We start from the raw sequence: 6,366 nt of genomic DNA, 5'->3' as shown, positions 1-6,366 counted from the left end.
GCCTTGCCAATTGCACAAAATAGTGTTCTTTTCAGTAAATACTCTTTTTATCAGCTCCTAAAGAGCTTTTACCAAGAAAACGAGTTAATTTAATAAACGTACAAGGTAGAGTATTGATAGTTAAAATTACACTTCATAACTAGGACTGTACGAAGGATTTCAAACTATTGCAGATTCGAGATTTCTGATTTCGGAAATATTGAAAAGTACCTTTATTTTTTGTAAAATACAGTTCAAAAATTTGGTCATACTTCCGAAATCCAACATCCGATATCCGAAATGGACGGTTCATATACTCTACTAATTCATCATTCTAAACTCATCACTCCAAACTCGCCTAGAGTCCTTTTGCTAAAAATCCTCCATCTACGGCCAAATTCTGTCCTGTAATATAGGATGAGACAGGCATAGCGAAAAAAGCAATTGCTGAAGCTACCTCTTCAGGTTCGGCGACACGGTTCAGAGGCGTTTTATCTAAGATTTTTTTGAGTCTATCAGGTTGAGATAAAACAGGAACTGTCAGAGGAGTTCTGGTATACCAAGGCGATACCGCGTTGACACGGATTTTATATTTTGCCCATTCTACCGCCAAATTTCTAGTAAATTGTAGTTCAGCAGCCTTGGTCATACCATAAGGAGTTCCGGATGCAACATCCACCGAGGCGGCTACCGAGCTCACATTAATGACACTAGCCTCTTGGCCTTTTTCCAAAAACTCAAAACATAGTCTCGTCATAGCAATGGCGCTAAAAAGATTGGTTTCGAACACCTTTTGTATCTCGTCGGGCTCATAATCAATAAATTCTTTTCGGATATTAGTACCCACATTATTTACTAGAATATCCAGTGACCCCCATTCTTTCAAGATAGGGAAAATATACATTTCACGGTCTTCAGACTGGGTTACATCCGCTGCGATTCCTTGTGCCTCAAAACCCAGCTTGTTCCATTCTTTGAGACATTCTTGGATTTCATCACCATTTCTAGCGATGATGAGAACCTGTGCCCCAAGTTTCAAAAACTCAGTGGCAGTGGCTTTCCCGATTCCCTTTGTGCCACCTGTAATAAGGGCTTTTTTGCCCTGTAAATGCCAGTTTGTCATAATCAGAAATGATGTATTTACTATGTTAGTGGCAATATATTGCCAAATCTTGATTTGTACTTCGAAAATTACTTCAATTATGGTGGAAAAAGTTAATGAAGGTTTAATAATTCGACGAAATAAAGATAAAACAAGTTCACATAACCCTGTTTTTTAGCTATATTTGTTAATAAGCTCATCTCTCAATTTAGGAGGCAAGACTTTTATCTATCAAAATGATACCACAAATTTTGATAGGTCTCACATCAACACGTCTAATACACAACTTATAATGAAATTATCAGCGGGAGCAGAATTTATTTATCAAATCAAAGAACCTACGCCTGTGGTTACGATGCTTCGTCCACGAAGTACCGAAGGACAATTTATTGAAGAAGATAGGCTTATTTTGAGTCCTTACACGCCCATTGCAGAATATTTGGATAGTTTTGGTAATGTATGTCAACGTATGTTGCTTCCCGTTGGTGAAGTTACCATTCGCTCGGAGGTGGTGGCCGAGGTAGAGGATGATGTGGATGCCGATACTCAAGCAGCTTACGTGTTAATCGAAAACTTACCTAGCGAAACATTACAATTTCTATTTCCGAGTAGGTACTGTCAATCAGATAATTTGGAGATTGGAAAGTTGGCGGTACAAATTACCAGAAAAATATTTTCAGGGTATCAGCAGGTATTGGCTATTAGAGAGTGGATTCATCAAAATATATCTTACGAATACGGTGTCACAGAGTCGAGTACTACCGCGCTTGATATTCTGTCAATCAAAAAGGGTGTTTGTAGGGATTTTACACATTTGGCTATTTCTCTCTGTAGAAGTATCAATATCCCCTCCAGAATGGTAGTTGGCTATGTAAAAGAGTTAAAGTATATCGATTTACACGCTTGGTTTGAGGTATACTTGGGTGGCAAATGGTATGCTTTTGACGCTGTTCAGGATTGTACCACGGGTGGAAGAATCGTAATTGCATACGGTAGAGATGCCACTGATGTAGCACTGATTACGCAATTTGGGAGCTCAGAATTATTGGGCATGAAAGTTTGGGTAGAACAAGTATAAAACCTGAAGCATTTTGAATAGAGTTGTTATGTTAAAATTGGTATTCTAGCGGTAGAGACGCAAGCATTGCGTCTCTACTAATAAAATTTTCAAAGAACAAACACTAAATCACAATTCACAACTCGTAATTCAGAATTCATACTTACTTACAATAAATGTGGTCTTTCTTTCTCAATCTTTAAAATCAACTCTCCAAAAAGGGTATTGGCCCAAGCAAACCATTTTCTCGTAAATTTCGACGAATCGTCTTTGTCGAAAGACTCGTGCATGAAACCAGTGCCTGCGTGGGTATTTTTTATCATTTTCAATTGAGCGGCAATTTCTTGGTCGTTGGTAGATGTCATAGCACGCATAACCAAACCAATATGCCAAATGTTATCTACTAATGTATGCGGACTACCTATTCCTTCAGCAGCTTTACCTTTGAAGTAATAAGGGTTGAATGAACTCAACACAAATTTTCTGGTATTTTGATAAATTGGGTCATTCACATCTACAGCACCTAAATAAGGCAATCCCAACAAATTTGGTACATTGGCATCGTCTTGTAACAAATGGTTGCCAAAACCATCTACCTCCAAGGCATACATCTTACCAAATGTAGGATGGTTGTAAATCGCGTATTCTTGAATTGCTTTTTTGACTTCTGCGGATAATGCTTTACACTCTTGGGCAAAGGCTGCATCTTTCAGGATGGTTTCAGCAATTTCTCCCAATTGTTTAAAAGATACCACCGCAAAAAGGTTTGCAGGAATATAGAAAGGAAAAATCGTAGCGTCATCAGATGGACGGAAAATGCTATGTATCATGCCAATAGGCTTGGTAGGATTACCATAGCCATTGCCCGGTACGGTGTCGGTCGACCAGAAGGTATTACGTCCAAATTTGTAGCTTCCTTTGCTATTTTTGCGTTGTTGTTCTTTACAAATTCTCAAAACGCCTTTCATGGCTTTTGACCAATCAGCATCAAATACGGAAGTGTCGCCCGTAGTTTTCCAATAATGATAGGCCAATCGAATGGTATAACACACAGAATCTAACTCCCATTTGCGCTCATGGAGTTCAGGTTTCATATCCGTCAAATCTTTTGTCCACTCACTATTGCCTTTCTCTGCGTAGAATGCGTTGGCATAAGGATCAATCAAAAGGCATTTTGCTTGACGACGAACTACGCCTTCCAGCAATTTTCTAATATCTTCATTCTTTTTGGCCAGTGGTAAATACGGCCAAACTTGCGCTGTACTGTCACGTAGCCACATGGCATCAATATCACCTGTGATTACGAATGTGTCTGGTTTACCGTTTTCAACTTTGTAATGAACCGTGGTATCTAAGGTGTTAGGAAAACAGTTTTCAAACAACCAAGCTAGTTCTGGGTCTTTGATTTTTGATTTTACGCGAGAGATTGTTTCTTCTACTGCTGGACTCGAAAAGTTTCTTTTGTCTGCGCTAACCCTTACAACTGGGAAATCGGTAGCACCGTAAGAGGTATTCGAATAAAAGGCCAGTCCAAGACCTGCCAATGAGCTGTTTTTGATAAAATGACGTCTGTTCATTTTTAAATAGTTTTTAAAAGGGCTTAAAAGAAAGACAAAAGCCGTTCCCTCGGTTTTACAGAAAATGAGTGATTTTGTAACAAAATTTAAAGCGACAAAGTTGTCGAAAAATTCATTTTATGGAAAGATATTACTAGAATTAGTTTTAAAAAGAAAGAATAGCAAATCCTTAGAGGAGCCTATTGATATACGAATGTGGTTTATCTAATCACTTTTTGGAAATAACTTCTGAATGGCTTTTTTAATTATGTTTTATAAAAATCTGAGGCTATACGCTTTATTTAATAAATTAGAAATCCTACATCCATCAGGGATTTTTTGGGGTAACCACTTACTCAATCATCCACTTTCTATAAAATCCTAGCGAAAAGAAGTCGTTTTTAACTTAGATAATTGATTTTTTAATTTCTGAATTGTAATCCTTATGAAACCAATATTGAGTCTATTTGTAATTTTTTCGGTGGTAGTTTTAGCCAGTTGTATAACGCCAACTCGAACAGTAGTAGTTGACAGGCGACCCCGACGAACGGTTGTCGTTCAACAGCCAAGAGAAGTAATAATCGTAGAAAAACCAGGACGCGGTCGGGGTCGTGGAAAAGGTAGAGGACATTGGCATTAAGGGCTTTCAACCTCAATTGAGCGAATTGAGATTGAGTGAATGAGTGATTATTTTTATCAATAGGGACGCAATGCTTTGCGTCTCTTTTTTTAGTTGAATACGCAAAATAAAATTTTATTTTTTCAGGCAATAGGCTATTGGCATTGAGCCGTAGGCTAAAGAAAAAATGCGTTTTTTATAAAAAAATAAAAACTTTTGCCTAATGCCAACGGCTTACGGCCTAAAGCCCTCAAGTTAAGTTTAATTTTGCCCACCTACTTAAATATAATCACTCAACCACCCATTCACTCTATGATAAATTAGTGCGAATCACGGGCAACTTCACTGCCAGATTTTCCCCTCAAAAAATGCATATCTGCACCCAAATGTGCTTGTTCGACGTTATTGATATATAAACTCACATATCCTCGATTGATGTTAAAATTTGGGGCTGTCCAGTTTTTACGACGGTTCTCAAGCTCTTCCTCAGATACTTCAAGGACAAGACTCCGATTATCTACATCCAAGGCTATCCAGTCTCCATTTTGAACAAGAGCAATATTACCTCCCGCCGCGGCCTCGGGTGAAACATGAAGAACTACCGTACCAAAACCCGTGCCGCTCATTCTGCCATCCGAAATGCGAACCATATCCTTGATGCCTTTTTCTAGTACCTTTTTGGGTAAACTCATGTTGCCTACTTCCGCCATGCCAGGATAGCCTTTTGGACCTACATTCTTGAGAACCATCACCGAGTTTTCATCTATTTCCAAATCAGGATGGTCAATTTTAGCATGATAGTCCTCTATATTTTCAAAAACCACGGCTCTCCCTCGATGTTTCATCAAAGCAGGACTTGCAGCAGATGGTTTGATGACAGCGCCATTGGGTGCCAAATTTCCTTTAACCACGGCAATTCCAGAATTGGGTTTAAAAGGGTTTTCTAAAGAACTTATAATTTCCGAATTGTAAATTTCAGCCTGTTTAACATTCTCAGCAACAGTCTTTCCATTTACGGTAATGGTATTTTGGTGTAAATGCTCCAACATTTGTTTCATGACAGCAGGTAGGCCTCCAGCATAATACAAATCTTCCATAAAATGTTCTCCAGAAGGCTGAAGATTGGCCAAAAGAGGAATATCCTGAGAAAGTTTATCAAAATCATCAATAGATAAATCGACGCCAATACGACCTGCAATAGCCAACAAATGAATCACAAAATTGGTAGAGCCACCAATGGCAGCATTGACTTTTATGGCATTTTCAAATGCCTCTCTGGTCAGGATTTTACTCAGCCTCAAATCTTCCTGCACCATTTCGACAATACGTCTGCCAGAAAGTTGAGATATTACTTTTCTTCTCGCATCTGCCGCTGGAATTGCTGCATTATTGGGCAAGGACAAACCCAAAGCTTCGACCATAGTCGCCATAGTGGAGGCAGTTCCCATTACGGCACAATGGCCTTGTGTGCGCGCCATACAGGCCTCTGCTTCCACAAACTCTTCCTGAGATAATTCTCCTAGTTTGAAAGCCTCTGCCAATCGCCAAAGGTCAGATGTTCCGATGTCTTTGCCTTTCCATTTTCCTTTCATCATCGGTCCGCCCGAAATGACTAGGGTAGGGAGGTCTACGCTACAAGCACCCATTATGAGCGAAGGGGTGGTTTTGTCACAACCACAAAGCAGTACCACGCCGTCGATTGGGTTGGCTCGGATTGATTCTTCAACATCCATACTTGCCAAATTTCGATAGAGCATAGCCGTAGGTTTGATGAGAGTTTCCCCTAAAGACATCACTGGAAACTCGACAGGAAAACCGCCTGCTTCGAGCACCCCTTTTTTGACAGCTTCGGCAAGGTCACGAAAATGGGCATTGCAGGGAGTCAGTTCAGACCACGTGTTACATATACCTATGACGGGTTTTCCTTCAAAAAAATCGGAAGGTATCCCTTGGTTTTTCATCCAAGCTCGGTAGATAAATCCGTCTTTGCCTGATTTTCCAAACCAGTTTTGAGAACGAAGTTGATTTTTTTTCATGTTAAATGGTTTTGTTT

General features: G+C 39.5%; 5 protein-coding genes. 2 read left to right on the top strand and 3 right to left on the bottom strand.

Annotation, left to right across the window (positions count from 1 at the left end):
• Positions 1–337 precede the first annotated feature (337 nt).
• Positions 338–1,102 (bottom strand): SDR family oxidoreductase, encoded by a 765-nt coding sequence (locus ACOVQ4_RS02390; protein ID WP_421819065.1) that lies wholly within the window; start codon positions 1,100–1,102, stop codon positions 338–340.
• Positions 1,103–1,373: 271 nt separating this feature from the next.
• On the opposite strand from ACOVQ4_RS02390, the gene ACOVQ4_RS02385 reads away from it, so the two are divergent.
• The gene (locus ACOVQ4_RS02385) at positions 1,374–2,159 is read left to right on the top strand and encodes a transglutaminase domain-containing protein (protein ID WP_421819064.1); all 786 of its coding nucleotides are present in this window, start codon (positions 1,374–1,376) and stop codon (positions 2,157–2,159) included.
• A gap of 146 nt (positions 2,160–2,305) precedes the next feature.
• Here ACOVQ4_RS02385 and ACOVQ4_RS02380 read toward each other — a convergent pair whose 3' ends face one another.
• The gene (locus ACOVQ4_RS02380) at positions 2,306–3,715 is read right to left on the bottom strand and encodes a glycoside hydrolase family 125 protein (protein ID WP_421819063.1); all 1,410 of its coding nucleotides are present in this window, start codon (positions 3,713–3,715) and stop codon (positions 2,306–2,308) included.
• 424 nt (positions 3,716–4,139) lie between these two features.
• Between ACOVQ4_RS02380 and ACOVQ4_RS02375 the strand changes: the two genes are divergently transcribed.
• On the top strand, positions 4,140–4,334 hold the full coding sequence (locus ACOVQ4_RS02375) for a hypothetical protein (RefSeq protein WP_421819062.1): 195 nt from the start codon (positions 4,140–4,142) through the stop codon (positions 4,332–4,334).
• A 299-nt stretch (positions 4,335–4,633) separates the two neighbouring features.
• Here the strand turns inward: ACOVQ4_RS02375 and ACOVQ4_RS02370 are convergent, their stop codons facing one another.
• The gene (locus ACOVQ4_RS02370; protein WP_421819066.1) at positions 4,634–6,349 is read right to left on the bottom strand and encodes an IlvD/Edd family dehydratase; all 1,716 of its coding nucleotides are present in this window, start codon (positions 6,347–6,349) and stop codon (positions 4,634–4,636) included.
• Positions 6,350–6,366 lie beyond the last annotated feature (17 nt).

This window comes from Flectobacillus sp., assembly GCF_049240685.1.
Lineage (GTDB): Bacteria > Bacteroidota > Bacteroidia > Cytophagales > Spirosomataceae > Flectobacillus.
This window is presented reverse-complemented; position numbering and strand designations above follow the sequence as displayed.